Origin of the sequence: Salinicola sp. CPA57 (genome assembly GCF_003206035.1) — a bacterium.
GTDB classification, from domain to species: Bacteria; Pseudomonadota; Gammaproteobacteria; order Pseudomonadales; family Halomonadaceae; genus Salinicola; species Salinicola socius.
The window spans coordinates 33,367-59,341 of record NZ_PZJR01000017.1 but is presented as its reverse complement, the minus strand read 5'-3'; the positions used below and the strand labels follow the sequence as shown (position 1 = coordinate 59,341).

Sequence of the window (25,975 nt, the reverse complement as noted above, 5' to 3'; positions counted from 1 at the left end):
GTGAATGGTTAACGTCGTTGAGGTTCGAGTATACGTAACTCAGATTGCAAGTCGCGCCAGGTAGGCCCGAAATGCCTCCTGCCGTCCGCGCCACAAGTGTTCGGCATGAGCGGGATCGATCGCTTCGAACCGTAGCCGATCTCCCGGTTTCATCTGGCCGAGCCGCGCCAGATCCGCCCGAATCACCGTGGCAATCTTGGGATAACCGCCGGTAGTGCCACGATCGTTCATGGCAATGATCGGTTGGCCGTCGCCGGGAATCTGAATACTGCCGGTCATCAGTGCATCGGAGACGATATTATGACCGCGAGCGCTGGCGAGCGCGGGGCCCGTCAGGCGATAGCCCATACGATCAGCGAGTGCAGAGATCGTCCACTCGGCCGAGAAGAAGCGGGCGATCTTGGCACGGCTGAAGAAGTCTGACTGGGGGCCGAGCCCGACGCGAATCGGCCGCTTTTCACGTTGCGGAAGATGCGGCTCCCCCACCCGCCCCGCACACTCCTGACCGCGGGCAGCGTTACGTAGCGGCAGCCGATCACCGGCCCTCAGAGCGCGGCCATCGAAGCCGCCGACACCGGCCCGCGCCAACGTCGATACGCTACCGAGAAACGGCGTCGCGGCAAAGCCACCGCCCACCGCCAGATAGGCCCGGGCGCCAGAGAGCACGCGATGGATCTGCAACTCGTCACCCTCGCGCAGTGCTAGCGCGCGAAACGTCTCCACAGGGCGATCGTTGACCGTGATTTTCGCATCCCCGGTGATCGCGACCACGCAGTCGCCACCCACGAGCCGCAATCGCGGCCCCATCAAGGTAATTTCCAGCGAACCGGATGCCTGGGGAGCGTCCTCCGAAACGTTGCCTACCAGCGCGTTGGCCAGCCCCAGGCTCATGGTATCGAGTGCTCCCGACGGGGGTACGCCCAGGTGCCCCTGACCATGGCGCCCGCCGTCCTGCAATGTGGTCATCATCCCGGGTGACGCGACCCGGAACGCCACGTCAGCCTTATCGCGATCGTCACTCATGGGCTCGGCCTGCCGTCATCGATCCACTCCCACTCGGGCAGCCAGTCGCGGTCGTTCCGAAGTGCCGTGAAGCGCTCACTATCGATGGGTTCGAAGCGGATACTGTCCCCCGCTTCCATGAGTACCGGGGTCTGCCGCTCTGGAGCGAAGGTACGAACCGGCGTGCGGCCTAGAAGATGCCAGCCGCTTGGCGCTTCGACGGAAGAGACGGCTGTCTGCTGTCCGCCGACGCTGACACTGCCGGCGGGCGTTTGCGTGCGGGGCGAGTCGCGGCGCGGTGTGTGGAGGCAGGCATTCAGGCCACCCAGATAAGCGAAGCCGGGCATGAAGCCAATCATGAAGATGCGGTAATCCGGCGTCGTGTGCAGCGCGATGAGTGCCTCGCGGTCGAGACCGTGACGCCGCGCGAAATCGTCGAAGTCGATGCCGAACTCGCCACCATAGGTCACCGGAATCCGCCAGCGTCGGCAGCGCCGATGGCTCACGCGCAACGCGCCGACGAGTTGTTCGAGCCGCGATATCAGCTCGCGCTGGGTGACCATCACGCTGTCGTACTCGATCGCCAGAGAGCGGTAAGTCGGCACGATGCCGGTGATCCCGTCGATCCCGGCGACACGCACGGCGCGCGCCGCCGCATCGACCCAGCGGTTGATCTCGATGTCGATGGTTTCGCCACAGTCGATCAACACGCCCTGATCGGCCAGCGGAACGATTTGATAGGTTGGCGTCACGATTTCAGCTCGTTGTTAGCGCAATCGAAGATCTGTTCTCAACCGCGTGTCTGTAGATGATCCGGCAACCACGTCACGATCTCCGGCACCAAGGCCAGCAGCAGCGTGAACGCGACCATGATCAGGAAGAATGGCAGCACGGCTCGTGCAATCTGGCCAATCTTCATCCCCGTGATACCGTTGATCACGAACAGGTTGAAGCCGACCGGCGGTGTAATCTGCGCCATCTCCACCACCAGTACCAGAAACACGCCAAACCAGATCGGATCGAATCCCGCCTGAATGATCAGCGGCAGCGTGATCGGCAGCGTCATGACGATGATCGACATGCCTTCGAGCAGCATGCCCAGCATCACGTAGAAGACCAGCAGCATCGCCACCAGCGCCAGTGGGGACAGCCCCAGCGAGCCGATCGCATCGGCGATGGTGCGCGGCACGTTGAGAAAACCCATGGCCACCGACAGAAACATGGCACCGACGATGATCAGACCGATCATCGAGGTGATCTGGGCCGCGCCCATCAGCGCGCTCCACAGACTTTTCCAATTCAGGCAGCGCTGCAGCACGCAGACGATCAGCGCGCCCAATACCCCGACGGCGCCCGCCTCGGTCGGTGTTGCCATACCGATGAGCATGCTGCCGATGACAAACGCGATCAGCAGCGCCACCGGACCCAGCTGGGCCAGAGCCCGCAAGTAGTCCTGCCATTTGAGACCGCGCTGCCGCGGCGGCAACTGGCCTGGGCGAGACAGCGCGTAGACTCCCAGATAACTCATGAACGCCAAGGCCAGCAGCAAACCCGGCACGATCCCCGCGATGAACATCTTGAGGATCGACACCTGCGCCAGCACGCCGTAAATGATCATGATGGTACTGGGCGGGATCAGAAAGCCGAGCGTCCCCGCTCCCGCCAATGACCCGGCCGCGATACGCGCATCGTAGCCACGCCGCATCAGCTCGTTCGAGGTAATGCGGCCGACCGTCGCCGTGGTTGCCGCGGAGGAGCCGGAGATCGCCGCGAACAGCGTGCAGCCCAGCACGTTGGTGTGTAAAAGCCGGCCGGGAATACGATCGACCCAAGGAGCCAGCCCATCGAACAGCAGTTGCGTGAGGCGACTTCGAAACAGCAGTTCTCCCATCAGGATGAACAGCGGCAGCGCCACCAGCTCTGCACTGGTGGCGGTGTTCCAGACCGTCTGCGCGAGCAGTTTCTCCACCGGCATGAAGCCACGAAACGTCTCCAGTGAAACGATCCCGACGCCCGCCAGCCCGAGCCCGACCCAGACACCACTGGCCAGCAGCGCCACCAGCAGCGTGAACGCTGTCAACATGATCGCGGTCATGACTCACCTTCCATCGGCATCGCCGAATCCTCGGGGGTGTGCTCCAGCAATCCGGGGGCAGCGATCAGCACCAGCGCCCGCACGATCAGTGTCAGCGTGAAGACGACCAGACCCAACGCCATCAGCGCGCGCGGATAGATCAACGGAATCTGCTGCGGCGTGCTGGAAACCGTGCCGCTGTGCCAGGTCTGCAGACAGAAGCCGACGAACGCCGCGGTGAAAAAGCCGACGATGACCACGCCGATGAGCGTCGCCAGCAGATCCAGCCAGCGCATGCCGCCGTTCGGCAAGTGCTCGCGCAGCAGAGTGATTCGAATGTGCTTGTCGGTACGCAGCGTCCAGCTGCTCGCCATGAAGATGATCAGACCGAGTAGATAGCCGCTGACTTCCCAGGTGAACCCAAGACTTTTACCCAACAGGTTCCGGGAGACGATTTCCGCCAGCATCAGAATGAACAGCAGCGCCATGGCCAGCGCGGAAAACGCCGCAGCCGCCCAGGTGAGGCGGTCGCTCAGGCGCAACAAACGAGAGATCATGGGACGAAACCCCCAGAGAGAACGGACGTCCCCGGCGGGCGGCAATACCGCCCCCCGCCGGTCATGACGAAAGTGGCATTATTTCGCGTCGCGCGCCTCGAGATAGCGGGTCATCAGCTCGTCGGCCTTGGGGCCGGCCGATTCGCGAAATTGTTGCCACTGAGGCTGCGCGGCCTCGGTGAGCTGCCGGGAGAGTTCATCGCTGGGGGCAGACATGTGAATGCCGTGATCGGCGAGAATCTGGGCGTTGCGCTTGTCCTCGTCCTGAGAAATCTGCTGGAACTCGGGTTCCATTTCTTGCGCCAGCGACTCTATCGTTTGCTGCTGCTCGTCCGTCAGCGAGTTCCAGACATCGAGATTGAGGGAGACAACGTCAGGCGCTAGTTGCCAATCGAGCTTGTTGAAGTAGTCGGTGAACTCCCAGAAGCTGCCATCGACCCCGGAAGGCGTCGACGTGGTCACGCCATCGATCGCACCAGAGGCCAGTGCGGGAACCACCTCGCCCCATGGCATCTGTATTGGAGACGCGCCCAGCGCCTCGAAGAACTCGGTGCCGTTCTTGTCGACCGTCCTCAGCTTGACGCCCTGGAGATCTTCCACGGTCGCTACCGGCGCCTGCGTGAAGACGCCCTGCCCCGGCCAGGGCACGGTGTAGAGAAACTTCTGGTTGTACTCGGCGGCGATGGCTTCGTAGTAGGGCCAGGCAGTGTCTCGCAACAGCGCCGCGTCGTCGGCATTACGGGTGAGATACGGTACCGATTCGATGCCCAGCAGTGGCGCTTCACCGACCTGTTGCGTCAGCAGCATGTCGGCACCCTGGACGATGCCATCGCGCACGGCCGAAAGCAGCTCCGGGCCTTTCAGGCCGAGATCGCCGCCGGAGTGGATGTCCAGCTCGACTTCACCATCGGTCGCTTGCTTCACCGCCTCGGCAAACTGGTTAAGCGTCTTGACCTGAAAATTTCCTTCCGGCCAGGGCGTGACGATCATCAGCTGGGTTGCGGCTTGAGCGCCAAGTGCATTGGCACCGAGAATGGCTACCGTGCAGAGCGCGGCGAGATGAGAACGGGTCGGTTTCATGCTCGACTCCTGAGTTGTTGTTGTGGGCGACTGCTCAGGGCAGTTTCCTGGATCGAAGCGACTGGTTGTATTGTGGCGTCGCGCTGGCATATCTTTGGCATACCAAACCAGACAAGTCAATTCATCGATTGCAATTAGGCTTTGGTCTACGACGGTATCGTGCTTCGGTTTGACCCGGCCCCGCCGGCGACAGAAGCACCATGTTCGGGACTCAGGTCAGGCCGGACCCCAGCCGATCGCTGCCTGGAAGCGGTTGGCACAACGACGTGCGCACTTTCGTGCATGTTGCGCGAAAAGCCAGCCCGAGCCCTTTAGGGCCCGGGCCGGCATCACGCCACTCAATCGAAGTAGCTGAAGGTCTCGCCAGGCTTGATGTCGAGCAGGGTGTGATAGATCAGCTCGATCACGTTTTCGACATCCTGCTTGTGGACCATCTCGACGGTGGTGTGCATGTAGCGCAGCGGCAGCGAGATCAGTGCCGAAGCGACACCGGAATTGCTGTAGGCGAAGGCATCGGTATCGGTGCCGGTGGCCCGCGAACGCGGCAGGCGCTGAAACGGGATCTTCTGCTCGGTGGCGACCTTGATCAGCCGCTCGCGCAGCTTGTTCTGGATCGCCGGGGCGTAGCAGATCACCGGGCCGTCGCCGATCTTGTTGGCACCCTCGCGCTTGGGCTCGATCATCGGCGTCGAGGTGTCGTGGCTGACATCGGTGACGATGGCGACATTGGGATCGAGTCGCTCGGCGATCATCTCCGCCCCGCGCAGGCCCACTTCTTCCTGCACCGCGTTGACGATGTAGAGGCCGAAATCGAGCTTCTGCTTGCGTGCCTTCAGCAGCCGCGCCACTTCCGCGATCATGAATCCGCCGATGCGGTTGTCGATCGCCCGGCAGACCAGCTTGTCGCCGTTGAGCACGAAGAATTCGTCCGGATAGGTGATCACGCAGCCGACGTGGACACCCAGCGCCTCGACTTCATCCTTGGTGCTGCAGCCGACGTCGATGAAGATGTTGTCGAGTTCCGGCGGCTTCTCCTTCGGCCCCTGGCGGCGGGTATGGATCGCCGGCCAGCCGAACACGCCATGCACGATGCCATTATCGGTATGGATGTTGACGCGCTTGGACGGCGCGATCTGGTGATCGCTGCCGCCGTTGCGGATGACGTAGATCAGACCGTTGTCGGTGATGTAGTTGACGTACCAGGAGATCTCGTCGGCGTGGCCTTCGATCACCACCTTGTACTCGGCACCCGGGTTGATCACGCCGACGGCGGTGCCGTAGGTGTCGGTGATGAACTCATCCACGTAGGGGCGCAGATACTCCATCCACAGTTTCTGACCCTCCCACTCGTAGCCGGTGGGCGAGGCGTTGTTAAGGTAACGCTCCAGAAACGTCATCGCATCCGGACTCAGCGGCGCCGTGTCCCGTTTCGTCGTCCTGGTGACTTTCGCGGCCTTGGGATTCTTGTCGCTGCTCTTGCTCATGCATCTTTCCTAACGAGTCATGAAGGTGTCTCTAGCTTAGCAGCCTATGAAGCGTGATTGCCTCATCGGTGCTCGTTCGTGTCTACGCTAGAGGTCTCACGCGACTTGGAGAGACAAGGATGACGCTTTCACCGCTACACCACCATCACCGCTTCGGCTACCGCCCGATCACCGACCGCGACGGCTGGCGCTGGCCGGGCGAGACCGACCTCGCTGTCTATATCGGCTTCAATCTGGAGCATTACGCGTTCGGCGAGGGGCGCGGTGTCGGCATTGCACCGCCCGCGCCGGCCGGCGAGCCCGACGTACTCAATTACGCCTGGCGCGAGTATGGCAACCGGGTCGGCGCGTGGCGCTGCCTCGAACTCTTCGAATCGCTGAACCTGCCGGTGGGGGTGATCGCCAATACGGCGATTCTCGATCACTGTCCGGCGCTGCTGGACGCCTTTGCGGGACGGGGCGACGAGATCATCGCCCACGGCTACACCAATGCGGAGCGGCAGGGCCAGCTCGGCATCGACGAAGAGCGCGAGCTGATCCGCCGTTGCCGAACGCGCCTGGCCGAGCGCTACGGCCAAGCGCCCGAGGGATGGCTATCGCCATGGATTTCGGAGAGCGAATCGACGCCCGATCTGCTGCGCGAAGCCGGATTTGGCTACTCCCTCAACTGGGCCCACGACGATCGTCCGATCGCCATGCAGACGACTCACGGCGACCTGTGGTCGATCCCCTATCCGCAGGAGCTCAACGACATTCCCACCATTTCCACCCATCGGGTCGGCATGGCCGAATTCGCGTCCATGATCCACGACCAGTTCCACGAGCTTCGCGAGCAGTCACGTCATCAGCCGCTGGTGATGGGCATCGCGCTACACCCCTGGCTGGTGGGGCAACCGTTTCGGCTGCGCCAGTTGCGCGAGGTGCTCGCCGAGCTGGCCGACTACCGCGAGGCCGAGCGGGTTTGGTGGACGACCCCCGGGGCGATCGCGCGACACGTCTCGGCTCGGTCGCGCCTCGACCGGTAACCGTCTCCTGCCCGACTAGAGCGTCATTGCCGCGATCCAGCCGAAGATCAGCAGCGGCACGTTGTAATGCAGAAAGGTCGGCACCACGCTGTCCCAGATATGGTCGTGCTGGCCGTCGGCGTTGAGCCCGGCAGTCGGACCCAGGGTGGAATCCGAGGCCGGCGAGCCGGCATCGCCCAATGCCGCCGCCGTGCCGACCAGCGCGGTGGTCGCCAGTGGCGAAAAGCCGAAGCTCAGGGCCAGCGGCACATAGAGCGACGCGATGATGGGAATCGTCGAGAACGACGAGCCGATGCCCATGGTGATGAACAGGCCGACGAGCAGCATGATCAGTGCCGCCAGGCCCTTGTGATCGCCGATCATCGCCGCGGAGCTCGACACCAGGCTATCCACCGAGCCGGTCGCTTGCATCACCCCGGCGAACCCGGCCGCCGCGATCATGATGAAGCCGACCTGCGCCATCATCCGCATGCCTTCGGTAAAGACGTCATCCTGCTCTCGCCACCGAAACACGCCGCTGACCGACAGCAGCGCGAAGCCGAACAGCCCGCCCAGCACCATCGAATCCGTCAGCAGCTGAACGACCACCGTGCCGATCAGGGAGGCGGCCAGCACGACCTTCTGCCAGCCACGCAGGCGCCCATCGGCGTCGGCGGCCGGCGCGGACTCGTCATCCTCCCGTTGCCCCACCAGCGCCCGATCTTCATAGCGTCGTTGGCGGCGGTAGCTGAAAAAGACGGCAACGACGAGACCCAGCGCCATGCCGCCGATCGGCATCGCCATGGCCAGCGGCACCTGAGCCGCTTCGATCCGAAGTCCGAACTCCGCGCCGCTGGCGTTGAGATTGCCGAGCAGAATATCGTTGAGAAAGATCGCCCCGAACCCCACCGGCAGCAGCATGTAGGGGGCGGTGATGCCGAAGGTGATCACGCAGGCCACGGCGCGACGATCGAGCTTGAGCCGGTTCATCAGCGTCAGCAGCGGCGGCACCAGGATCGGAATGAAGGCGATGTGCACCGGGATCAGGTTCTGGGAACTGATCGCCGCCAGCAGCAGACAGCCCAACAGCGCCAGCACCACGCGACGCTGGCGCTTGCCGGCGCCTTCGAGATGAAATCGCTGAACGGCGCGTCGAGCCAGCGCCTGGGTGATGCCCGAGCGTGACAGCGCCACCGCGAAAGCCCCCAGCACCGCGTAGGAGATCGCCACCGTGGCGCCGTTGCCCAGTCCGCCGTTGAAAGCGTCGAGAATCCCGTCCAGCGGCATTCCCGCATAGAGCCCGCCCGCGAGCGCTGCGACGATCAATGCAAACACCACCGAAACCCGCGCCAGACTCAACGTGACCATGATCAGAATGGCCAGCACCACAGCATTCATGTATCGCCTCTTTTCAAACCGTGAACCCTGTCTGCCGAGCCTTGCCGCCAGACGAAGCCGACGATGATATCGACCCAGTCGATGAACGCCAGAGAAATTCGGAAAAAGCGGATTGCCGCAAACGAAACGGGGCGGCCAACTGGCCGCCCCGTTCGTGATCCGATTGGGCATCGTCTACCAATCAGCACCTAGACTGCTGCAGGGTGCTTGGGATACTCCCGTTCTTCCGGCGGTGTCGGGAAGTACTGGAACAGCCAGGTTTCGCTCACCGTCTTGTTGTCGGCGACGAGATTCAGACGCATGTTGATCGGATCGGTGGAATCGCTGACCGGGTACCAGTCGAACTGGATACGGAAACCCTGGATCTCCTCGATCCACAGAATATCGAGCTGCTTGACCTCGCCTTCGGGTACGTCGAGCTGGGTCTTGATATCGATGTCGTTGTCGTAGAAGTGCTTGAGCTCACCGCCGATGAAATCCACCGCAATGCGTTTGGCCCAGACCTTCGGATAGTGCTCGCCCGGCGCCCACCCTTCGGGGAAACCGCCGATGCCGGTGAACGTCTTGCGCACACGAGCCAGATCGGGCTTGACCGGCGGTTGCGCGCTCCAGTAGAGCTTGTAGCCGTAATTGAGTTCCTGGCCCGGCTCGATCGCCTGCTCGGGTTTCCAGAACGCCACCACGTTATCCATGGTCTCCCCGGTCGTGGGGATTTCGAGCATCTGGATCTCGCCCTTGCCCCATTGCCCTTTCGGTTCGACCCACAGGCTGGGGCGCTTGTGGTAGTTGCCGACGATATCTTCGTAGTGGCTGAAGTCGTGATCCGTCTGCAGCAGCCCGAAGCCCTTGGGATTGTCGTCACCGAAGGTGTTGAACTGGACCCGCGGCGGATTGTTGAGCGGGCGACACACCCACTCGCCATTGCCGAGCCACATCGACAGCCGGTCGGAGTCGTGGATCTGCGGGTGGAAGGTCAGGCACATGTCGCGCTGCTGCGTGCCGCAGCTGAACATGCTGGTCATCGGCGTGATGCCGAGCTGGGCGATCGACTCGCGCGGATAAAGATACTTGTCGATGTCCATCACCACGCGCTCGTCTTCGCAATGGATCACGAAGCGATAGGCGCCCGCCAGACTCGGGGAATCCAGCAGCGCATAGGCAGTGAACGTGGTCTCACCGGGCTTCGGCGTCTCGAACCAGAAGCGGGTGAACGCCGGGAACTCCTCGGTCTTGCCGTCGCTGTACGTATTTACCGTCACGCCGCGGGCGGAGAGCCCGTACTGATAGGTGTCATCGACAGCCCGGAAATAGCTCGCCCCCAGGAAGGAGACAATGTCACGCTTGGTCAGCGACGGCTCCTTGAACACCCGGAAGCCGGCAAAACCGAGATCGCCCTGCCCTTCGAGCTGGGAGACGTCGACATCGGCCTTTGAGTAGTCGAACAGATCCGGGCGGAAGTGGATTTCCTTGGCTTTCTGGGTATCGGGATCGATCGAGTACATCCGCACCGGCTGGTTGAACGCCATGCCGACATGGAAAAACTGGATATCGAGCGGCCCATTCATGCTGTTCCACAACGAATGGTCGGGATCGTAGCCGATGGCGTTGTATTGCTGCGGCGTCAGATTGGCCAGCGTCGGCGGCAGTTTTTCGACAGTGCTCTGGTAGGCCTTGGCCGCCAGATCCCGGGCAAAGCCCTGCAACCCATCGAAACTGAAGGACGACGCTTCACCATCGGCGATATCGCTGGCGGCACGCGCCGCCGCGAACAGCGGTGCCGAGGGAAGGCCATACCAGGCAGCCAACGCAATCGCGCTTTTCAGCACACTTCTACGATCCATGAACACCCATCCTTTGTGTGGCGGCAGTCGAGAAGGAAGCATACCCGATCATCACGAATCAGGCTGCACCCGGAGAATCCTGAATCAGACGTTTTCTCAAAGGATGGGTTCCCCAAGCGTTATCGGACCGTCAGCAAAGCGCGAGACGCCTCTCACCCCACCCTTGGTGGCATCGTCGACCGGCGAGACGCGTGCTAACGTCGATCGCAGTGGAACGCTTTGATCCCCCAGCCGACATCGAGAGGTCTCGTGAAACGTCGCTACTCCTCGCACTATTCCTGGCGCCGCGCCCACAGTATCGATGAACTCGCCTGGATGGCGCGCCAGCGTCTTCCCGCCTTCGCCTGGGAGTATGTCCACGGCGGCTCGGAAGACGAGATCACCCTCGGCGACAACCGCCGTGCCTTCGCAGCCTGGGGCTGGCAGCCGCGCACCCTGATCGATGTCGAAACCCGAAACAGCCGCACCCGGCTGCTGGATGGCCCCGCCGAACTGCCCCTGGCGATCGCACCTACCGGCTACAACGGCATGCTGTGGCGGGACGGCGATATCGCGCTGGCGAAGGCTGCGGCCAGTCGCGGCATCCCGTTCACCCTGAGCACGGTCTCCTGCGCCAGTCTGGAGCAGATCGCCGCTGCGGTGCCAGCGGTGAGGCTCTGGTTTCAGCTCTACGTGCTGGACGACGAAGCGGTTCGCAATGACATGCTCGAGCGGGCGAAACACGCCGGCGCCGAAGTACTGATGGTCACCACGGACACCGTGGTGCTGGGACGTCGGGAGTGGGATTCGCGAAGCTATCTCAACCCGCGGCGTCTGGCGTGGCCCTACCTGCTGGACGCCGGTCTGCATCCGCAGTGGGCCTATCGTGCGCTCTGGCCTCAGGGATTGCCGACGCTGGGCAACCTGATGAAATATCTGCCCAGGGAACAGCAGAGCGCCGGCAGCGCCGCCGGCTATATCAATCAGCGCATGACGCGTCGGCTGACCTGGGAAGTGCTGGCCGATATCCGCAAGCGCTGGCCCGGCAAGCTGCTGATCAAGGGAATTCTCAACGCCGAGGATGCGCGCGAGGCGAAACGCATCGGCGCCGACGGCGTGGTCGTCACCAACCATGGTGGACGCCAGCTCGACGGCGCCCCGGCGACCCTGGACGCCCTGCCCGAAGTGGTCGACGCGGTGGGCGATTCGATGCACGTGCTGCTGGATAGCGGCGTTCGACGCGGCAGCGACATCGCCAAGGCGGTCGCGCTGGGCGCCGAGGGCGTGCTGTGCGGACGCGCCACGCTCTACGGCCTGGCGCTCGGCGGCGAAGCGGGCGCGGCCCACGCCATCGATCTGCTCAAGGATCAGCTGCACAACGTGATGGCCCAGCTCGGCCGGCCAACGCTTGGGCAGCTCGATGCCAGCTGTCTGCGCCGCTCACCCTATGCGTCGACCCAAGGCGACTCACCCCAACGCCCGAGCGACGCCTTGCCGGGTGGAGAGACGCCGGGGGATATGCCCTAGCTTCCCAGCCCTTTCGACAGCGAGGGCTGGACGACTTCGATCCAGTAACCGTCGGGATCCTTGACGAAGATCACGTTTTTCATCTTGCCCTGATCCGAACGCTTCTTGAATTCGACGGCGTTGGCGCCGAACCACTGCTCTGCCGCTGCCAGATCCGGCACCGAAAAGCAGATATGTCCGAAACCCTGGGGCTCGGCGTTGCCGTCGTGATATTGCAGTGCCGGATCGTCTTCGCTGCCCCAGTTATGGGTCAGTTCCAGCACGCCCTTCTGGGCAAAGGTGTAGGCGGTACGCTCGCCGTCGTCCTCGGGGATGGCGCTTTCGTCGTCGACCCGCGCCAGGAAATAGAGCGTGAACTGCATCTCGGGGAAATCGAGCTTGCGCAGCAGGCGCATGCCGAACACGCGGGTATAGAACGCGAGCGACACCTCTGGGTCCTTGGCCCGCAACATGGTGTGATTGAACACGAATCCTCGGGTTTCCGTCGGCGCGGCCTGCACGCCGGCAACCTGATCTTCGGCGATAGTCATGGAAGACTCCTTGGGTTGACGATGAAAAGACGGACTGAAGAGAGGGATGATGACGGCGTCGTGAGTGAAGGCATCGATGGGAAGGATGAGGGCACCGGCCGGCCGTCACAAGCGTCGGCGTCGATGCCTGCCATGTCGGCGTCGGATCCGGCCAACGACTTTGCGCGACCCGGACTCTGCTCTACACTCGGTTGAAACCGGCAAACAGGGCCCACGGGCATGGCGACAGGCACGATCCCCCACCTCACGACGCAATGCGCTGTCACAGCACGCCCCCTGCGAACCCGCGCTTGCCGGCCGCCGGCTCTGTCTCGCCTAAGCCTGTTATTCACCGGGATGCTGTTACTGCTGCTCGCTGGCTGCAGCACGCAGAAGGCGATCGTCACCCGCGACGATGGCCCGGCCATCGATGGCAACAACCTCTCCATCGATCGCATCCTGGTGATGTCCGCCGCCAAGGATGCGCTCGGCACGCCCTACCGATGGGGCGGCACGACGCCCAGCGGCTATGACTGCTCGGGACTGGTACAGATGGCCTACGGCAAGATCGGCATCTCGCTGCCACGCACCTCCAACGAGCAGTTCCACGCCCTGGACGAGATCGATGTGGCCCGTCCCGGCGACCTGCTGTTCTTCGGCTCCGGTAGCCACGCCACTCACGTTGGTATCTACATGGGCGATCGTCGGATGATCCATGCCCCCGGCAACGGTCGCACCGTCAGCGTGTCGTCGCTGGACGTCCGTTACTGGCGCAAGCATTATCTGGGCGCCGCAGCACCCGCGAATTGATCCGAACCTGGTGACCGCCGCTGGATCAGCACCGCCATCGCAAGCCGATCCAGATAGCCTTGCAGGAACGCAAAGCGGTCTTACCCTTGAGATATCGGGCCATGGCTACCACGTTGTAGAAACGTCACGGACACATCGCACGAGCGCAGTCGGCATGTCGTTATTGCCATCGATTGTTTCACAGCGCCGCTCGCGTTCGTCATGATACGTGTCTGACTCAAGGCTTCGAACAGAAGTCGCCACTGGCAAACGGAGAATGCGTCATGGCTTTGCAACTCGGCGATACCGCCCCCGATTTCACCCAGGAAAGCACCGACGGTCCGATTCACTTTCACGACTGGGCCGGTGACAACTGGGTCATTCTGTTTTCCCACCCGGCCGACTTCACCCCGGTCTGCACCACCGAACTGGGTGAAGTCTCGCGTCTGAAGCCGGAGTTCGAGCGGCGTAACACCAAGGCGATCGGTCTCTCGGTCGATCCGCTGGAAGACCACACTCGCTGGGTCGGCGACATCGAGGAGACCCAGGGTTGCGGGCTCAACTTCCCGCTTCTGGCCGACGCCGACCGCTCGGTGAGCGAGGCCTACGGCATGATTCATCCCAATGCCAGCGGCACCAACACCGTGCGTTCGGTATTCATCATCGACCCGGCCAAGAAGGTGCGCCTGACGATCACCTATCCGCCCAGCACCGGCCGCAACTTCGCCGAGATTCTGCGCGTGCTGGACAGCCTGCAACTGACCGATAGCCACAAGGTGGCGACGCCAGTGAACTGGCAGGACGGCGACGACGTCATCATCGTGCCGTCGATCGACAACGAGAAGGCCAAGGAACTCTTCCCCAATGGCTGGGACGAGAAGAAGCCCTACCTTCGCGTCACCAAGCAGCCAAACAAGTGATCGCGATGGGATGGCGTCGATAACGTCATTCCATAACGATGCCTTGCAGAAACGACAACGCCCGCGCTCTTTCGAGTGCGGGCGTTTTTGTGACTGGCAGCAGAGTCGGCGAAGAACCGAAGACCAAGGGCGGTGCCGTCGACAAGATGTGGGCGATTGGATCAGCCGATGGTCTCGGGCTCGCGGCGTGGACGCCATACCAGTAGTTCTTCGACCAACGCTATCAAAAGCGCCTGTACCTGCTTGGCCTCTCGTTCCCGATAGGGAAACGTCGTCGAAGCGTCGACCAGCGCCCCCTCCCGAGGCTCTTCCATGTAAGTCACTTGGGAAAGTTCAAGCTGGACGGCGTGCACATCCTTGTTCGGAGTTCCGTAATGTCGGGTAATGAAGCCACCCTTGAAGCGTCCGTTGACGACCCACGAGTAGGATGACTGCGCGGCGCAGACGCTCTCCAGTCGATCGCTCAAGGTTGCATCGCAACTCCCGCCATCGTTGGTCCCCAGGTTGATGTCGGGAAGCTGGCCGTCGAAAAGTCTCGCTACCTGTGAGCGAATCGAATGGGCGTCGAACAGCACCGCGTAGCCGAAACGCCGGCGAAGCCGCGCCAGCTCCTCACTCAAGGCAAGATGATAAGGCCGCCAGACGTTGTCGAGCGCCCAGTCGCGTGCGTCTTTTGAAGGCGCATGCCCTGCCCGATAGAGCGGCTCGCCGTCGAAATCGACCTCAGGAAACAGACCAGTGGTCGCCCCCGCATAGAGCGGTTTGTCGTCTGCCGAGCGGTTCAGATCGACGACATAGCGGGAGTATTTAGCTTGTAGCCGACCGACGCCCTGCGCGTCGAGAAAGTCATAAAGCCGCGGGATATGCCAGTCGGTGTCGATCAACGACAGCCCACGGTGGCTGAGCCCGACCTCGACTTGTGGCGTCAAATGCGTTCCGGCGTGGGGCATCGATACCAAGACTGGCGTATCCCCCTGGGTCAAATGGAAACTGCTCATGCGGTGATCCTCTCTCCGTGGCGGAAGCGGACGCCTGGCAGTTGCCCCCCCAACCAATAAGCGAGTTCGGCCGGCCCGGTGACGTCCCACGCCACGGCGTCAGCCACTTTGCCAACCTCGAGCGAACCGTGGGTTGCGTCAATACCGAGTGCCTTGGCGGCATGCAACGTCACGCCAGCCAGCGCCTCCTCGGGCGTCAAGCGGAACAGCGTACAACCCAGATTCATCATGAGTCGCAGCGACAGCACCGGCGACGTGCCGGGGTTGAGATCGCTGGCCAGCGCCATCGCGACCCCGTGCTCACGAAACGCGTCGATCGGGGGCAATTGCGTCTCGCGCAGCGTCAGAAACGCCCCGGGCAGCAATACGGCAGTAGTGCCGCTGGCGGCCATGGCACGCGCATCTTCGGCATTGGCATATTCGACGTGATCAGCCGATAACGCACCGAATTCGGCTGCCAGCCTGCAGCCACCCAGACGCGACAGCTGCTCGGCATGCAGCTTCACCGGTAAGCCGAGATGGCGGGCCGTATCGAATACCCGCCGCATCTGGGCCGGAGAAAACGCAATGCCTTCGCAGAAGCCGTCGACAGCGTCGATCAGCCCCTCCGTTGCCAGTGTCGGCAGGATCGTCTCGCACACCAGCTCGATGTAGTCATCGCTACGCTCGGCGTACTCCGGCGGCAGGGCGTGGGCGGCGAGGCAGGTCGTCTTTACCGTGACGGGCAAGCGCCGTTCCAGCTCGCGCGCCACCTGCAGCATGCGCCGTTCGCTGTCGAGATCGAGACCGTAGCCGGACTTGATCTCGAGCGTGGTAACCCCCTCCGCCAGCAGCACGCGCGCTCGCGCTTCGGCGCGTGCGTAAAGCGTCTCGAAATCGGACTCCCGGGTCGCTCTGACACTGCTGACGATACCGCCGCCCTGGCGTGCGATCGTCTCGTAGTCGGCACCCTCCAGGCGCTGTTCGAACTCACCACTGCGATCGCCGCCGAAGACCAGATGTGTGTGGCAGTCGATCAACCCCGGGGTCAGCCAGCGTCCTCCGAGGTCGTGGCTTGCGTCGAAGTGCTGCTTGGGCAGGTCGATTTCACGACCGATCCAGTCGATACGCCCATCGACGACGATAAGCGCCGCGTCCTCGATGAGGGAGTAGCGTCCGCCAACCATGGTGATGGCGTGACAGTGGGACCAGAGCTGATTCATGGGCGATGGCATCCCTTCGGTCGTGGGCAAAAGATTACGTCAGTGTCAGGGCGCGGGCTTCCGGTGACCCGCCAAGCGTCGAGGCGATCACCGGAGGAATCGACGCGCGACGGATAGCCGCGTAGATCCTCTCGATATCCATCGAGAGCGGATGCTCTTCTTCGTAGATCCCAACGATTCCGCGCAGCCAGCCCCACGCGGCACTGGTGCCGGTCGCAAAGCGCTCGCTGGGCAATAGATCGAACGCCTGGGCCGCGCACAGCCACTCGATGGCGATGATTCGAAAGGCATTGTCGATCGCGGCATCCAGCTTCAACGCGGCGCTGTCGCCGAGGCTGAGATGATCCTCTTGCAGAGCGGAAGTGAGGTAGTTGTCGATCACCGCGGGCTGGGCGAGTCGCTTGTTGTCGGCGGCGAGCGAAGCTGCCGTGTACTGCGCGATCATCATGCCGGATTTCATCCCGCTCTCTGACGAGAGAAATGGCGGCAGGCCACTGTGAAGACTGCTCACTTCGGGCGTCACGAGCCGGTAGATACGTCGCTCGGACATTGCGCTCCATTCCGCCACCGCCATCGCTAACTGATCGCAGGCCAGGGCGATGGACTCGCCATGAGGGTTGGCCTGGGAAACGACCCGGTATCCGTCGGCGTTTTTCAGCAGCAGTGGATTATCCGTGGCGCTGTTCAACTCGCGATCGATCTGCTGTGCAGCGTGCGCCAGCTGGTCGCGGCAGGCCCCATGCACCTGCGGAATCGCACGCAGACTCAAGGCGTCCTGCAGATGCCCGCCTCGGCGAGTCGCGAGCCATTGGCTGTCGTGCAAGAGCTCACGCAGCGTACGCCCGCATATCTGCATGCCCAGCTGCGGCTTGAGTGCCAACACGTCAGCATCGAATGCCTCGAGTTGGCCACCCAGCGCATCGAAACTCATCGCCGCGCCGATATCAGCCCAGGCGCTCAAGCGATTGGCGCCATCCAGCGCCAGGCAGGCCAAGCCCGTCATGGCCGGTGTGCCATTGACCAGGCTCAGGCCATCTTTAGCGCCCAATGTCACCGGCGGTTTTTCAATGCTCGACAGCACCGCTTCAGCGCTCAGCGTCTCGCCACGGTAACGCACCTGTCCTATACCGATCATGGCGAGACCGATGTGGGCCATGTGCGTGAGATAACCGACCGAGCCCTGCCCCGGCACCACGGGCGTTACGTGGTGGTTCAGAAAATCGATTAGCCGCTCGACGATTTGCGGGCTGATCCCGGAATGACCGTGGCTGTAGTTGACCACGGCCGTCGCCATGATCGCGCGAACCTGATCGTCGCGTAAGGGCGCGCCCACACAGCAGGCATGGCTCATCAAGGTGTGATAGGAGAGCCGCTGAAGCTGATCCGGCTGGAGCCGCACATGGCAGAGCGCCCCGAGCCCGGTATTGATGCCGTAGTAACGGGTTTCCCCGCGAGCGAACTCCTCGACGGCCTGGCGAACGTCGCGAACTCGCTTCCAGCGTTCCTCCGAGAGCCGAAGCTCGGCACCATGACAGGCCACGTCCACAATGGCGCGCCAGGACACCGCTTCGTTGCCAAGCGTGATCGCGGTCATCGTGTCACTCCTTGTCAACGCGCTGGAGCGCGGCAGCGTCATCCCATCGCAGGGCCTCATCGATGGCGGCCTGGCGGCCGGAGATCAGCTCCTTGACGCCCGAAGCCAGAACGAGGACGAACAGGAACACCACGAAGAATCCGCCGGCCGCCGCCAGATACTTGATGCCATCGACACCCTGTTCCCCGCCCCCAAAGGCCACCATGACGTAAGCGATGACGCTGATCGACACACCCCACAGAATTTTCTGAAAGGTGGGTGATTCATCGTCGGCGGTCATGCCTCGAGTGCAAATCGTCGCGATCGTCGCCGACATCGAATCCGCCGCCGTGGCAAATGACAGGATCAGCGCGAGGATCGTTGCCGGTACCAACAACCAGGCCAGCGGTAGTTGGTGTAGAAAGCCCCACAGGCCCGCCACGGCCCCGTCTTGCGTGATGATCGCAGCCAGATCGAGCGTGCCATCCAACTGCCACTTGATCGCGCTGCCACCCCAGACCGTGAACCAGACGATGCCAAAAATGGCTGGCAGCACCCAGTTGATCATCAGGAACTCTCGCAACGTGCGTCCGTAGGAGATGCGCGCCAGAAATAGCCCCATCAGCGGCGCGTAGGCGATCCAGATCGACCAGTCGTACATTGTCCACCAGGTCACCAGCGCTTCCCCACCCAGTTCCTTGGTGTCGAAAGACCAACTGAAGAAGTTGTCGAACCAGTAACCGATGCTGGTCATCGACAGGTTCAACATGTAGACCACCGGCCCGACGATCAGCAGCAGCGCCAGCATGCCGTAGTAGAGATAGGCATTGAGCGAGGAGAGATAGCGAATACCGCGCTTGAGTCCTGACACCGAAGAGGCGATGAAGATCACCGTAATGATGGCCACCAGCACCAACCAGGCGGTTGGTCCGACACTGACGCCATACTCTTCCTGAACCCCGGAGCCAATCAGGGCAACGCCGGCACCCAACGAAGACGCCAGACCGAGTGCAATCGCCAGCACTGACACGATATCGATAATGGCGGTGATTGCCGGGCGACGGTGATGATCGCCAATAATCGGCGAAATCGCCGCGGATATCGAAAATCGTTGGCGGCGATTGTAGTGCATGTACGCAATCATCATGCCGACCACGGCATACATGGCGTAGGGAATGAAGCTCCAGTTATGGAAACTGCGCGCCAGCGCGAACACGGCGGACTCGCCACTGCCCGGCGCGAAGGCCTGATTATCGATTTCGCCATAGACATTACCCATATAGATGATGGGTTCATTGACGGCGTAGGTCACCACGCCCGTCGCAATGCCGCCAGTCAGCGCCATGGCGAAGGTCGACATCAACGAAAACTTTGGCTTGGCTTCCGGCCCGCCAAGTCGAATATTCCCGACCTTCGAGAAAAATACGAAACCAACCACAGCCAGAGCCGCCATGGCGACCAGTTGGTAGAGCCAGGCAAAGTCGGACAGCGTGAAATAGAAGATCTTCTGCGTGACGTCGATCAGCAGTTCGTTGTCGACCAGACCGATGATCGCGGCGACGGCAACGATCAAGAACGTCGGGATGAACACGCTGAGCTTGATACTTCTTGGAGCGGGTTTTGACATTTTTATACCCTGACACGAAAGGCTGAAGGTCCGCGTGAAACCGCCACCACGCGACCAATGTCGTCAATGAAACCGGGGAGAGCCTCCCCGGTGATTTCCGGAGTCGATGGCCTACTTGATCATCGGCAGATCGAGACCTTGCGCCTTGGCGCAATCGATGGCGACGTCATAACCCGCATCGGCGTGGCGCATGACGCCGGTGGCGGGGTCGTTGTGCAAGACACGGGCAATGCGACGCGCGGCATCGTCGCTACCGTCGCAGACGATCACCATGCCCGAGTGCTGAGAGAAGCCCATGCCGACACCGCCGCCGTGATGAAGAGAGACCCAGGTCGCCCCGCTGGCAGTATTGAGCAGCGCGTTGAGCAGTGGCCAATCGGAGACGGCGTCAGAGCCATCCTTCATGCTTTCGGTTTCCCGATTGGGACTGGCCACCGAACCGGAGTCGAGATGATCGCGTCCAATGACCACGGGCGCGGAGAGTTCGCCACTACGCACCATTTCGTTGAACGCCAATCCCAGCTTCGCGCGCAGGCCCAGACCCACCCAGCAGATACGTGCAGGTAGTCCCTGGAAACTAATGCGCTCGCGGGCCATGTCGAGCCACCGGTGCAGATGCTCGTCATCGGGGATCAGTTCCTTGACCTTGGCATCGGTCTTGTAGATGTCTTCCGGGTCACCAGACAGCGCCACCCAACGAAACGGGCCGATGCCGCGGCAAAACAGCGGGCGAATATACGCCGGCACGAAACCCGGGAAGTCGAAAGCATTGGAGACACCTTCATCCTGGGCCATCTGTCGGATGTTGTTGCCGTAATCGAAAGTCGGCACGCCCTGCTCGGCGAACGCCAGCATGGCGCGCACGTGCTCCGCCATCGACGCCTTGGCGGCTGCGATGACCACCTGCGGCTCGGTCTTGCTGCGCGCTCGATAGTCCTCCCAACGCCAGCCGGCCGGCAGATAACCGTTGAGCGGATCGTGGGCACTGGTCTGGTCCGTGACCATATCTGGCCGCACGCCACGGCGAACCAGTTCAGGCAAAATCTCGGCGGCGTTGCCGTGCAAGGCGATGGAAACCGCCTTGCCTTCGGCGGTGTAGCGCTCTATCCGGGCCAAGGCATCGTCCAGATCTTCCGCCTGTTCGTCGACATAGCGCGTGCGCAGCCGAAAGTCGATGCTCGACTGCTGGCACTCGATATTGAGCGAACAGGCACCGGCCAGCGTCGCTGCCAGTGGCTGCGCCCCGCCCATGCCGCCAAGCCCTGCCGTCAGGACCCAGCGCCCGGAGAGCTTGCCGTCGTAGTGCTGACGTCCGGCCTCGACGAATGTCTCGTAGGTGCCTTGCACGATTCCCTGAGAGCCGATGTAGATCCATGATCCGGCGGTCATCTGACCGTACATCATCAACCCCTTGGCATCGAGCTCGTTGAAGTGCTCCCAATCGGCCCAGTGTGGGACCAGGTTGGAGTTGGCGATGAGAACGCGTGGCGCATCGAGGTGAGTCTTGAAGACGCCGACCGGTTTGCCCGACTGAACCAGGAGCGTCTCGTCCACTTCCAGTGTTTTCAGCGTCGAAACGATCTTGTCATAGCACTCCCAGTCCCGCGCGGCACGACCGATACCGCCGTAGACGACCAGCTCTTTCGGGTTTTCGGCCACATCCGGATCGAGATTGTTCATCAGCATGCGCATCGGCGCTTCGGTCAGCCAGCTTTTGGCAGTCACTGTCGAACCGCGTGGGGCACGGATGTCGACGTCGCGGAAACGGAAATCAGTCATGGGAACTCCAAGCAATCGATACGCAACGAGAATGAATGGCCGCGGTTGCGGATGACCCTATTGAATATGTATATACATTACGCTGTCAAATACTAGCGTCGCTATGGCGAACCTTCAGCTCGAACACGCCAAAAATCCCAAAAATAGTGCAACAACCGGCTATACGCACCTTTATAGCGCATAAAAACCCCCACTTGAACTGTCACCACCGCCGCGATATATGTATATACAAAATCCAAATCCAAGGATAACTCGTCGATGTCCAGAACCTACTTCGCCCCTGCCGCGCTTCTGCCTGACGGGTGGCACCATCATGTCCGAATCCGTGTCGATGATCAGGGGATGATCGAGAGTATCGGGAGCGATGCCACGGCCGACGATGCCGAGTGCCTGAAAGGGCCCGTGCTTCCAGGTATGCCCAATCTTCACTCCCATGCCTTCCAACGTGCCATGGCCGGCCTGGCGGAGGTGGGATCGGCCAGGCCAGACAGCTTCTGGAGCTGGCGGGACAACATGTACGCGCTGGTCGACCGGCTCACGCCAGACCAGGTGGCGGTGATCGCCCGTGCGCTTTACGTCGAGATGCTCAAGGGCGGCTACACCCAAGTCAGTGAATTTCATTACCTGCATCATGCCCCCTCCGGCCAGCCCTATGCGGGTTCCCAGGCCATGTCCGAGGCACTGCTGGAGGCGTCGGCCAGCAGCGGTATCGGCATGACATTGCTGCCGGTCATGTATGCCCACAGCGACTTCGGCGGCAAGCCGCCAACCCAAGGCCAGCGGCGCTTCGTTCATACCGTCGATGCCTACCTGCGCCTGCTGGATGAGCTGGACACGCGGTGCCAGGCCGATTCGCGTCACACTCTCGGCATGGCGCTGCACTCGTTGCGCGCGGTAACCCCTGAAGAGATCGCTGAAGTACTCGCCGCCAACCCGACTGGGCCCCGTCACATTCACGTGGCAGAACAGCAGAAGGAGGTCCAGGCCAGTCTTGCCTGGTCCGGTCAGCGTCCCGTGCAGTGGCTGTTGGACAACGTCGATATCGACGAGCGCTGGTGCTTGATTCATGCCACGCATCTCGACGACAGCGAGGTCCGCGGATTGGCCGACAGCGGCGCCGTCGCCGGACTTTGCCCCACCACCGAGGCCAATCTTGGCGATGGATTCTTTCGCGGCGAGATGTATGCCGCTCGGAGTGGCCGCTGGGGCATCGGCTCGGATAGTCATGTATCCCTGAACGTCGTCGAGGAGTTGCGTCTGCTGGAATATGGGCAACGTCTGACAACGCAGCGTCGCAACGTGCTGCAGAGTGAGCATCAGCGCAGCGTCGGCGACTGGCTATATACCCAGGCAGTCGCCGGTGGCGCTCAGGCATCGGGACAACCGATTGGCGCGCTAGCGCCCGGCAAACGCGCCGACTGGATCGTGCTGGACGGAAACGACCCTTACCTCGCCACCACCAGCGACGGCAACCGGATGGGGCGTTGGCTCTTTGGTGGGTCCCAAGCGCAGATACGAGACGTGATGGTGGCCGGTATCTGGCAGATCGAGAACGGCCATCATGCCCGAGACGATGATAACCAGCGGGATCTTCGCGACGTATTGCAGGCGCTTCAACGCCGCGACTGACGCCTTCATCGATGACAACAATCAAGAATGCCCTCAGGAATACGCCATGCCATCATCAGCCCCAGATCCCTTACGCTCACCCAGCCCAACGCCGAAGCAGCTTTTCAAGCTCTTCATTCCCAGCGCGCTCGGCATTCTAGTGTTTTTCGTTCCCATATCGATGGATGGCAAACGTACGATCCTGCTGGATCATCTCGTAACCGGCCTTCGTGCGTTGATGGGAAGTGGCGTGACGTTCTACGCGCTGGCAGTCATCCTGGCCGGCGCCATCTACCCGCTATGGACCCAGCGTTGGCGTACCAGTCACACCGAGACCGTGCTGACGATGTTCAAGATCATCGGTGCGATCGTGGCGATCATTGCCGTCACTGGCTGGGGGCCAGCGGCGCTGTTCGCGCCGGACATGCTGCCGTTCCTGTTCGACAAACTCGTCATTTCGGTCGGGCTCATCGTGCCGATGGGTGCGATTTTCCTGGCATTGTTGATCAACTACGGGCTGATGGAAGGTGTCGGTGTACTGTGCCAACCGTTGATGCGGCCCATCTGGCGCACGCCAGGGCGCTCGGCGATCGATGCCGTGGCTTCTTTCGTCGGCAGCTATTCGATAGGACTGCTCATTACCAACCGGGTCTATCTGGCAGGCCGCTACTCCGCGCGGGAAGCCGCGATCATCGCCACCGGCTTCTCGACGGTATCGGCAACGTTCATGATTATCGTGGCCAAGACGCTGAACCTGATGTCGATGTGGAATCTCTATTTCTGGCTGACGCTGCTGATCACTTTTATCGTCACCGCCATCAGCGTGCGCCTGCCGCCGCTGGCCATGATGGATGACCAAAAAGAGGATGCGGAAACCGATGTCCCTCAAGGACAACGACTGCAACAAGCCTGGCGCGAGAGCTTGGGCGCCGCTGAACGCGCACCGAGACTTGGCGATAGCGTCATGACCAACCTGCGGGAAGGTATGTTGATGACCATGAGCATCCTGCCTTCCATCCTATCGGTAGGCCTGCTGGGTCTGCTGCTGGCCAAGTACACACCGGTCTTCGAATGGGTGGGGATGATTTTCTATCCCTTGATCGCACTCTTCGGTATCGATGAAGCGCACCAACTATCCCAGGCAGTGGCCTCTGGGCTGGCGGAGATGTTTCTACCCGCACTGCTGATGACCGATGCCTCGCTGCCGGCTCGCTTCACCGCGGGTGTCGTTTCGGTCTCCTCGGTCCTTTTCTTCTCGGCCTCAATACCCTGCATTCTGTCGACGCGCATACCGCTGTCGGTAGGCCGAATCGTGATGATCTGGTTGATACGAACACTGTTGAGCCTTGCCCTGGCCATTCCCGCAGGGTTGATGGTCGCCGCCATCGTCGACTGACAGGCGTCGCGGGCGGAGCTCGGCGCACCGATCGTCGTGCGGGCCGACCGACTCCGCGCCAGGTCACCGCCCCGGGGTGTGGGCCATCGACCGCAGCTTGTAACGATCCCCGGGGTGCAATAGATGCGCATAACTGATGAGACGGTCTTTCGACCACGTACGACGACGAACGCTCAGGCAGGGAGCATTCGCATCCACATCGAGATAATGCGAGGTCATTGGATCCGACAGCACAGCTTCGACGATATGCTCCATGTCACTGATCGGACAGGCTGCGACCAGGATCTCGTTGGGCGTCTGGTGATGAAAGTCAGCATTCAGATACTCGGGCACCCAGCGGGGATTGACGTAGCGGATTTCCAGCTGGATCGGCATGCCGTCCTCGAGATGGACCAGCCGGGAATGAAATAGCGAGCTCCCCACTTTCACCCCCATACGCATGGCGATTTCGTCGTCTGCCACCACGCTTTCCAGCACAATCAACCGGCTGGAATAGGTATGGCCGCGGTCTCGAACTTCGTCAGCGATATTGTTGATCTCGACCAACGGCGACTCTGAGCGGCGGTCGGCGACGAAAGTCCCGATGCCCGATTGACGCCACAGGTAGCCTTCCTGAACCAGATCGCGAATCGCCTTGTTGGCCGTCATCCGGCTGACACCAAACGTAGCTGCCAGCATTTCCTCTGGTGGAATCTGATGATCTACCGGGAAATCGCCGCTCTGAATGCGCTCCAGTAAATACTGCTTGATGATCTGATAGCGTGGGGGCTGCCGATTCACGCCTGCTCCTTGTGGTAGGCAAGAGCCTGTAATGAGGGTCATCACTGACAGCTACATTCGCTGGAGAGAACTGACAGGATCAAGGTCTGTGGAATGTCTCTTGAGCTGGACCCCAAAACCGACGAGGCCATGGGCGCTCTCGTCGATCGGTCGAAGGTTTCCCGGCAACGCATGCCCGCACTCGGTCAGCGGGTATCGCAGCGCATCGCCGGGTCCGACAACGACAGGATTGGGCGTCGACGGATCCAGCATCAAACGCCCACGTGACAGGATATACCAACACTCCTCCCAAGGCGCCTCCCCGCTTTCGTGCAGCGGCCATGCCCAAGGCTCGCAAAGCATCAAATGCCCATCCCATCGCTTTGCGTCGAACATGAGATTCAAGGCTCGACTCGGCCCATCAGGTAACTCGCACACGACGGGCTCGTCTCCCTCAAAAATCAGCACGTCACCGGTTGCGAGCGTGACCTGACGGTCAGGAAACGACAGCACGACCGGTCTCTCTCCAAGCACGCCGAAGTGACGCTGGCGTCCTTCAAAACAGGAAAATGCACCCGGATGCTCCAGATCGGCGATCGACATTCGCCAGTTTGGAGACAGACCCTCCCTGTCACGAGCGACCTCTCGCGTGACGCCACCGCCGTTTTTCCACGGCAAGGCTGTCATGTCATGTGATGGGTAAACAACCCGCTCTTTCTGATAGTCATTCATGCCGAAGATCGCATCGCCTTTTTGCTGTGCCCATCCGCCATCCGCGAAATCGCCTCTCTCGCGACCCACGTTCCAGATGGATCGGATGGGCAACTATCTTCATGAGTAGCATCTCTCGCCCGCATAATGTATATACA

22 protein-coding genes are annotated in these 25,975 nt (G+C 61.7%); 6 read left to right on the top strand and 16 right to left on the bottom strand.

What is annotated here, in order from left to right:
* Nucleotides 1-39: 39 nt before the first annotated feature.
* The 6 genes from DOM36_RS17870 to DOM36_RS17845 all read right to left on the bottom strand — a co-directional run bounded on the left by DOM36_RS17870 (nt 40) and on the right by DOM36_RS17845 (nt 6,197).
* Nucleotides 40-1,023 (bottom strand): biotin-dependent carboxyltransferase family protein, encoded by a 984-nt coding sequence (locus DOM36_RS17870; protein ID WP_110643910.1) that lies wholly within the window; start codon nt 1,021-1,023, stop codon nt 40-42.
* The gene (gene pxpB / locus DOM36_RS17865; RefSeq protein WP_198651327.1) at nt 1,020-1,754 is read right to left on the bottom strand and encodes a 5-oxoprolinase subunit PxpB; all 735 of its coding nucleotides are present in this window, start codon (nt 1,752-1,754) and stop codon (nt 1,020-1,022) included. The genes DOM36_RS17870 and pxpB overlap by 4 nt, the downstream gene beginning before the upstream one ends.
* 38 nt (nt 1,755-1,792) lie before the next feature.
* Nucleotides 1,793-3,097: a TRAP transporter large permease subunit gene (locus tag DOM36_RS17860; RefSeq protein WP_110643908.1), complete on the bottom strand. Its 1,305-nt coding sequence runs from the start codon at nt 3,095-3,097 to the stop codon at nt 1,793-1,795.
* Nucleotides 3,094-3,633 carry a TRAP transporter small permease gene (locus DOM36_RS17855; protein ID WP_110643907.1) on the bottom strand — a complete coding sequence of 180 codons (540 nt, stop codon included), beginning with the start codon at nt 3,631-3,633 and terminating at the stop codon, nt 3,094-3,096. Before DOM36_RS17855 ends, DOM36_RS17860 begins: the two co-directional genes overlap by 4 nt.
* A gap of 78 nt (nt 3,634-3,711) precedes the next feature.
* On the bottom strand, nt 3,712-4,713 hold the full coding sequence (locus DOM36_RS17850; protein WP_110643906.1) for a TRAP transporter substrate-binding protein: 1,002 nt from the start codon (nt 4,711-4,713) through the stop codon (nt 3,712-3,714).
* A gap of 338 nt (nt 4,714-5,051) precedes the next feature.
* On the bottom strand, nt 5,052-6,197 hold the full coding sequence (locus tag DOM36_RS17845) for a M42 family metallopeptidase (protein ID WP_075569825.1): 1,146 nt from the start codon (nt 6,195-6,197) through the stop codon (nt 5,052-5,054).
* 119 nt (nt 6,198-6,316) lie between these two features.
* Here DOM36_RS17845 and DOM36_RS17840 point away from each other — a divergent pair, with 119 nt between their 5' ends.
* On the top strand, nt 6,317-7,222 hold the full coding sequence (locus DOM36_RS17840; protein WP_110643905.1) for a polysaccharide deacetylase family protein: 906 nt from the start codon (nt 6,317-6,319) through the stop codon (nt 7,220-7,222).
* Between the two features lie 15 nt (nt 7,223-7,237).
* Here the strand turns inward: DOM36_RS17840 and DOM36_RS17835 are convergent, their stop codons facing one another.
* Both DOM36_RS17835 and DOM36_RS17830 read right to left on the bottom strand, forming a co-directional pair.
* The gene (locus tag DOM36_RS17835) at nt 7,238-8,599 is read right to left on the bottom strand and encodes a Na+/H+ antiporter family protein (protein WP_075569827.1); all 1,362 of its coding nucleotides are present in this window, start codon (nt 8,597-8,599) and stop codon (nt 7,238-7,240) included.
* 188 nt (nt 8,600-8,787) lie between these two features.
* Nucleotides 8,788-10,440, bottom strand: a complete 1,653-nt coding sequence (locus tag DOM36_RS17830; protein ID WP_075569828.1) for a glucan biosynthesis protein D — start codon at nt 10,438-10,440, stop codon at nt 8,788-8,790.
* 249 nt (nt 10,441-10,689) lie between these two features.
* On the opposite strand from DOM36_RS17830, the gene DOM36_RS17825 reads away from it, so the two are divergent.
* Nucleotides 10,690-11,946, top strand: a complete 1,257-nt coding sequence (locus tag DOM36_RS17825) for an alpha-hydroxy acid oxidase (RefSeq protein WP_198651326.1) — start codon at nt 10,690-10,692, stop codon at nt 11,944-11,946.
* On the opposite strand, the gene gloA is transcribed toward DOM36_RS17825, so the two are convergent.
* Nucleotides 11,943-12,476 (bottom strand): lactoylglutathione lyase, encoded by a 534-nt coding sequence (gene gloA / locus DOM36_RS17820; protein ID WP_110643904.1) that lies wholly within the window; start codon nt 12,474-12,476, stop codon nt 11,943-11,945. The genes DOM36_RS17825 and gloA overlap by 4 nt on opposite strands.
* Nucleotides 12,477-12,812: 336 nt before the next feature.
* Here gloA and DOM36_RS17815 point away from each other — a divergent pair, with 336 nt between their 5' ends.
* Both DOM36_RS17815 and DOM36_RS17810 read left to right on the top strand, forming a co-directional pair.
* Entirely contained in the window at nt 12,813-13,265 is a 453-nt protein-coding gene (locus DOM36_RS17815) for a C40 family peptidase (protein WP_075569831.1), read from the top strand.
* 263 nt (nt 13,266-13,528) lie between these two features.
* On the top strand, nt 13,529-14,164 hold the full coding sequence (locus DOM36_RS17810; RefSeq protein WP_075569832.1) for a peroxiredoxin: 636 nt from the start codon (nt 13,529-13,531) through the stop codon (nt 14,162-14,164).
* Nucleotides 14,165-14,325: 161 nt separating this feature from the next.
* Here the strand turns inward: DOM36_RS17810 and hutG are convergent, their stop codons facing one another.
* From hutG to hutU, 5 genes are all read right to left on the bottom strand, one after another.
* The gene (hutG, locus tag DOM36_RS17805) at nt 14,326-15,162 is read right to left on the bottom strand and encodes an N-formylglutamate deformylase (protein ID WP_110643903.1); all 837 of its coding nucleotides are present in this window, start codon (nt 15,160-15,162) and stop codon (nt 14,326-14,328) included.
* Nucleotides 15,159-16,364 carry an imidazolonepropionase gene (gene hutI / locus DOM36_RS17800; protein ID WP_075569834.1) on the bottom strand — a complete coding sequence of 402 codons (1,206 nt, stop codon included), beginning with the start codon at nt 16,362-16,364 and terminating at the stop codon, nt 15,159-15,161. Before hutI ends, hutG begins: the two co-directional genes overlap by 4 nt.
* A 34-nt stretch (nt 16,365-16,398) precedes the next feature.
* Entirely contained in the window at nt 16,399-17,958 is a 1,560-nt protein-coding gene (gene hutH, locus DOM36_RS17795) for a histidine ammonia-lyase (protein ID WP_198651325.1), read from the bottom strand.
* A 4-nt stretch (nt 17,959-17,962) separates the two neighbouring features.
* The gene (locus tag DOM36_RS17790; protein WP_198651324.1) at nt 17,963-19,564 is read right to left on the bottom strand and encodes a BCCT family transporter; all 1,602 of its coding nucleotides are present in this window, start codon (nt 19,562-19,564) and stop codon (nt 17,963-17,965) included.
* A 111-nt stretch (nt 19,565-19,675) separates the two neighbouring features.
* Complete coding sequence (gene hutU / locus DOM36_RS17785) at nt 19,676-21,343, bottom strand: urocanate hydratase (protein WP_110643900.1); 1,668 nt, start codon at nt 21,341-21,343, stop codon at nt 19,676-19,678.
* A gap of 258 nt (nt 21,344-21,601) precedes the next feature.
* Between hutU and DOM36_RS17780 the strand changes: the two genes are divergently transcribed.
* Both DOM36_RS17780 and DOM36_RS17775 read left to right on the top strand, forming a co-directional pair.
* Entirely contained in the window at nt 21,602-22,972 is a 1,371-nt protein-coding gene (locus tag DOM36_RS17780) for a formimidoylglutamate deiminase (RefSeq protein WP_110643899.1), read from the top strand.
* A 46-nt stretch (nt 22,973-23,018) separates the two neighbouring features.
* Nucleotides 23,019-24,347, top strand: coding sequence for a YjiH family protein (locus tag DOM36_RS17775; protein ID WP_110643898.1), 1,329 nt, complete (start codon nt 23,019-23,021; stop codon nt 24,345-24,347).
* 63 nt (nt 24,348-24,410) lie between these two features.
* Here DOM36_RS17775 and hutC read toward each other — a convergent pair whose 3' ends face one another.
* On the bottom strand, nt 24,411-25,127 hold the full coding sequence (gene hutC / locus DOM36_RS17770; RefSeq protein WP_110643897.1) for a histidine utilization repressor: 717 nt from the start codon (nt 25,125-25,127) through the stop codon (nt 24,411-24,413).
* A gap of 51 nt (nt 25,128-25,178) precedes the next feature.
* Nucleotides 25,179-25,931: a HutD family protein gene (locus tag DOM36_RS17765; RefSeq protein ID WP_110643896.1), complete on the bottom strand. Its 753-nt coding sequence runs from the start codon at nt 25,929-25,931 to the stop codon at nt 25,179-25,181.
* Nucleotides 25,932-25,975: the final 44 nt, after the last annotated feature.

Bases quoted from the DNA above. Each gene is read 5' to 3' on its own strand.
- DOM36_RS17870 (WP_110643910.1), bottom strand. From the start codon at position 1,023: ATGAGTGACGATCGCGATAAGGCTGACGTGGCGTTCCGGGTCGCGTCA.
- DOM36_RS17860 (WP_110643908.1), bottom strand. From the start codon at position 3,097: ATGACCGCGATCATGTTGACAGCGTTCACGCTGCTGGTGGCGCTGCTG.
- DOM36_RS17855 (WP_110643907.1), bottom strand. From the start codon at position 3,633: ATGATCTCTCGTTTGTTGCGCCTGAGCGACCGCCTCACCTGGGCGGCT.
- DOM36_RS17850 (WP_110643906.1), bottom strand. From the start codon at position 4,713: ATGAAACCGACCCGTTCTCATCTCGCCGCGCTCTGCACGGTAGCCATT.
- DOM36_RS17845 (WP_075569825.1), bottom strand. From the start codon at position 6,197: ATGAGCAAGAGCAGCGACAAGAATCCCAAGGCCGCGAAAGTCACCAGG.
- DOM36_RS17840 (WP_110643905.1), top strand. From the start codon at position 6,317: ATGACGCTTTCACCGCTACACCACCATCACCGCTTCGGCTACCGCCCG.
- DOM36_RS17835 (WP_075569827.1), bottom strand. From the start codon at position 8,599: ATGAATGCTGTGGTGCTGGCCATTCTGATCATGGTCACGTTGAGTCTG.
- DOM36_RS17830 (WP_075569828.1), bottom strand. From the start codon at position 10,440: ATGGATCGTAGAAGTGTGCTGAAAAGCGCGATTGCGTTGGCTGCCTGG.
- gloA (WP_110643904.1), bottom strand. From the start codon at position 12,476: ATGACTATCGCCGAAGATCAGGTTGCCGGCGTGCAGGCCGCGCCGACG.
- DOM36_RS17815 (WP_075569831.1), top strand. From the start codon at position 12,813: ATGCTGTTACTGCTGCTCGCTGGCTGCAGCACGCAGAAGGCGATCGTC.
- DOM36_RS17810 (WP_075569832.1), top strand. From the start codon at position 13,529: ATGGCTTTGCAACTCGGCGATACCGCCCCCGATTTCACCCAGGAAAGC.
- hutG (WP_110643903.1), bottom strand. From the start codon at position 15,162: ATGAGCAGTTTCCATTTGACCCAGGGGGATACGCCAGTCTTGGTATCG.
- hutI (WP_075569834.1), bottom strand. From the start codon at position 16,364: ATGAATCAGCTCTGGTCCCACTGTCACGCCATCACCATGGTTGGCGGA.
- hutH (WP_198651325.1), bottom strand. From the start codon at position 17,958: ATGACCGCGATCACGCTTGGCAACGAAGCGGTGTCCTGGCGCGCCATT.
- DOM36_RS17790 (WP_198651324.1), bottom strand. From the start codon at position 19,564: ATGTCAAAACCCGCTCCAAGAAGTATCAAGCTCAGCGTGTTCATCCCG.
- hutU (WP_110643900.1), bottom strand. From the start codon at position 21,343: ATGACTGATTTCCGTTTCCGCGACGTCGACATCCGTGCCCCACGCGGT.
- DOM36_RS17780 (WP_110643899.1), top strand. From the start codon at position 21,602: ATGTCCAGAACCTACTTCGCCCCTGCCGCGCTTCTGCCTGACGGGTGG.
- DOM36_RS17775 (WP_110643898.1), top strand. From the start codon at position 23,019: ATGCCATCATCAGCCCCAGATCCCTTACGCTCACCCAGCCCAACGCCG.